This window comes from Halolamina salina, assembly GCF_042678005.1.
Taxonomy (GTDB): domain Archaea; phylum Halobacteriota; class Halobacteria; order Halobacteriales; family Haloferacaceae; genus Halolamina; species Halolamina salina.
The window spans coordinates 5,254-8,094 of sequence record NZ_JBHUDH010000171.1 but is presented as its reverse complement, the minus strand read 5'-3'; the positions used below and the strand labels follow the sequence as shown (position 1 = coordinate 8,094).

Sequence of the window (2,841 nt, the reverse complement as noted above, 5' to 3'; positions counted from 1 at the left end):
TGGCGCCCCACCAGCCGGGCGAGCCGGTCGGTCTCCTCGGTCCGGTCGCCGACCGACCGCGGGTCGGCCGTCGCGCCCGCGAGCGTGGCCATCGCCGCGTCGTGCATCGACCCCGCGACGAACCGGAGCTGGCCGACCGACCGGCGGACGGTGAGGTCACTGTCGTCCAGCAGCCACCGGACTTCGACGCTATCATCGGACTCCTCAGTCACGTCGACGCCGACCAGCGTCCGGGCCCGCGCGGTGATCGACTCCCGCTGGGCCGCCGAGACGCCGTGGAAAGTGATGCGGTCGAACCCCGCGGTGTACGCGGCGTCGAGCGTCCGATCGGCGGCCGCGTCGGCGTCGCCGACCTCGACGTCGACCGCGCCGAGGGCAGTCTCCTCGCGCTCGCCCCACCGGACGATCAGCGAGCCGTCGCGGTGGGTGTAGAGGTACGCGGTCTCGCCGGCCTCGACGCCGTGCTCCTCGGCCCAGGAGATGGGGATCGAGACGGTGTACGTCCCGCCGCCGACCTGCTGGATCTTTCTGGTCTCCATCAGCCGAACTTACCCGTGATGTAGTCCTCGACCCGCTGGCTCTGCGGGTGTTCGAAGATCTGGTCGGTCTCGCCGTACTCGACGAGTTGGCCCCCGGTGAGGAACACCGCGGTCTGGTCGCTGATCCGGGCGGCCTGCTGCATGTTGTGGGTGACGACGACGACGGCGTACTCCTCGGCCAGTTCCTCGATCAGGTCCTCGATCTTCGCGGTCGCGATGGGGTCCAGCGCCGACGCCGGCTCGTCCATCAGGATCACGTCGGGGTCGACAGCGAGACAGCGCGCGATGCAGAGCCGCTGTTGCTGCCCGCCGGAGAGCCCGAGCGCGTTGTCGTCGAGCCGGTCCTCGACCTCCTCCCAGAGCGCGGCGCGGCGGAGCGCTCGCTCGACCAGTTCGCGCTCCTCCTCGGTGTCGTCGCGGCCGAGCAGCCGGGCCAGCAGGCCGGTGTCGAGGTCGCCGTGTTTCCGCGGCCCGTAGGAGATGTTGTCCGCGATCGATTTCGGGAAGGGGTTCGGCTCCTGGAACACCATCCCGACGCGCTTGCGGAGCGCCACGAGGTTCACGCCGTCGCCGTATATCTCCTCGCCGTCGAGCCGCACGGAGCCGTCGACGCGTGCGCTGTCGATCCGGTCGTTCATGCGGTTCAGACAGCGCAGGAACGTCGACTTCCCGCAGCCCGACGGGCCGATCAGCGCAGTCACGGACTCGTCGGGGACGTCCAGCGAGACGCTCTGGAGCGCCCGCTCGTCGCCGTAGTACACGTCGAGGTCCTCGACGGCGAGCTTGGCGTCGCCCGCGAACTCGTACTCCGTCCACGCCTCGCGGACCCGCTCGCTGGTCTCGCCGGTGGTCGTCAGTCCCTGTTCGGTGCGGTCGCGCGTGTCTGTCTTACTCATGTAGTTTCCTCCGGAAGTAGAGTCGGCTGCCGACGCCGACGGCGTAGAGGCCGACGACGACCAGCAGCAGCACGAGGGCGGTCCCCCAGCCGAACTCGGTGTTGGTGAATATCTCCTTGGGGAACACGCCGGCCTTGATCGTCGAGTACAGCTGGTACGGCAGGGCGCTCGCGGGGGAGAGCAGCGCCTCGTTCGTCACGAACGGCGGCTGAGCGCTGAGTTGGAAGCTGCCGAGGACGTTCGGGGAGTCGCTCGGGTACGGCGCCCCGCCGAACACCAACAGCAACGGGGCCGTCTCGCCGGCGATTCGGCCGACGCCGAGGATGACGCCGGTGATGGTGCCCGGCATCGCCGCCGGGAGCACGACGCTCCTGATCGTCTGCCACTTCGTGACGCCGAGGGCGGCGCTGGCGTCGCGGTGGGCGTCGGGCACCGCGAGGATCGCCTCCCGGCTGGTGATGAGCACCAGCGGCAGCAGCATGAATCCGAGCACCAACTGCCCGACGATGATCGAGTTCCCGCCGCTGATCCGCGGGACGAGAAACGCCAGCCCGAACAGCCCGAACACGATGCTCGGCGTGCTCCAGAGCCCGTTGGTCGCGACCTCGACGACCTGCGTGAACCGCCCGCGCTCGGCGTACTCCGTCAGGAACACCGCGGCGCCGATCCCCAGCGGGACCGCGAACGACACCGCGCCGAAGACGAGCCACAGCGTCCCGATCAGCGCGGGCAGGACGCCCGGAATCTCGACGTACAGCCCGCCGGTCTGGTTCAGCAGGAACGGGAACTCGGGCCACGGGAGCCGGACGCCGACGACCGGGAGCGTGAGCCGGCCGCCGGTGAGGCTCGCCCCCGTGAGCATCGTCTCCAGCCCGTTGGTGACGACGAACGCGACGAGCAGCACGAGCACGCCGAGCATCCCGAACACGACCGAGCCGACGAGGTAGTACGCGCCCGTCTGTCGCCCCTCGGCGCCGAACCCCGCCTTCGCCTTCCCGGCGCTCCAGGCGCCGAGCAGCGTCCCGAAGACGACGAGGATCGGCACGAGTTCGCTCCCCGGGAACTCCGCCGAGGACCACGCCGGCGACCAGGTCCAGCCGGCGTTGATGCCGCCGACGGTGACGAAGCCGCCGAGCAGGATCAGTATCCCCGCGACCGGGAGCGTCGAGCCCACGTCCTCGCTCGGCAGCACCGACGCGAGGAAGCCGGCTCCCCCGACGAGGACGGCGACGGGGAGCCACAGGGCGGTGTCGTTCCCGAGGGCGGACGTGGCCGCGAGACCGCCGACGACCGCCCAGAGCAGCCCGAACACGACGCCGACGGCGACCCCGGCCGTCGACGACGGCGCAGTATCGACGTAGTCGAACCGCGAGCCAACGCCGAGGAACGCGAGGCCGCCGCCGACG

Annotated in this window: 3 protein-coding genes; all 3 read right to left on the bottom strand. The window is 70.6% G+C overall.

What is annotated here, in order from left to right; translation table 11 throughout:
* Nucleotides 1-539, bottom strand: a 539-nt coding sequence (locus ACFR9S_RS13390; RefSeq protein WP_379818871.1) for an AbrB/MazE/SpoVT family DNA-binding domain-containing protein, incomplete at its 3' end; no start/stop codon positions are given.
* On the bottom strand, nt 539-1,435 hold the full coding sequence (gene pstB / locus ACFR9S_RS13385; RefSeq protein WP_379732459.1) for a phosphate ABC transporter ATP-binding protein PstB: 897 nt from the start codon (nt 1,433-1,435) through the stop codon (nt 539-541). The genes pstB and ACFR9S_RS13390, both read right to left, overlap by 1 nt.
* The coding region (pstA, locus tag ACFR9S_RS13380; RefSeq protein ID WP_379818870.1) for a phosphate ABC transporter permease PstA at nt 1,428-2,841 on the bottom strand (1,414 nt) is incomplete at its 5' end. The genes pstA and pstB, both read right to left, overlap by 8 nt.

What these genes read in the sequence shown, in the direction of transcription:
- pstB (WP_379732459.1), bottom strand. Translation starts at nt 1,435, where the DNA reads ATGAGTAAGACAGACACGCGCGACCGCACCGAACAGGGACTGACGACC.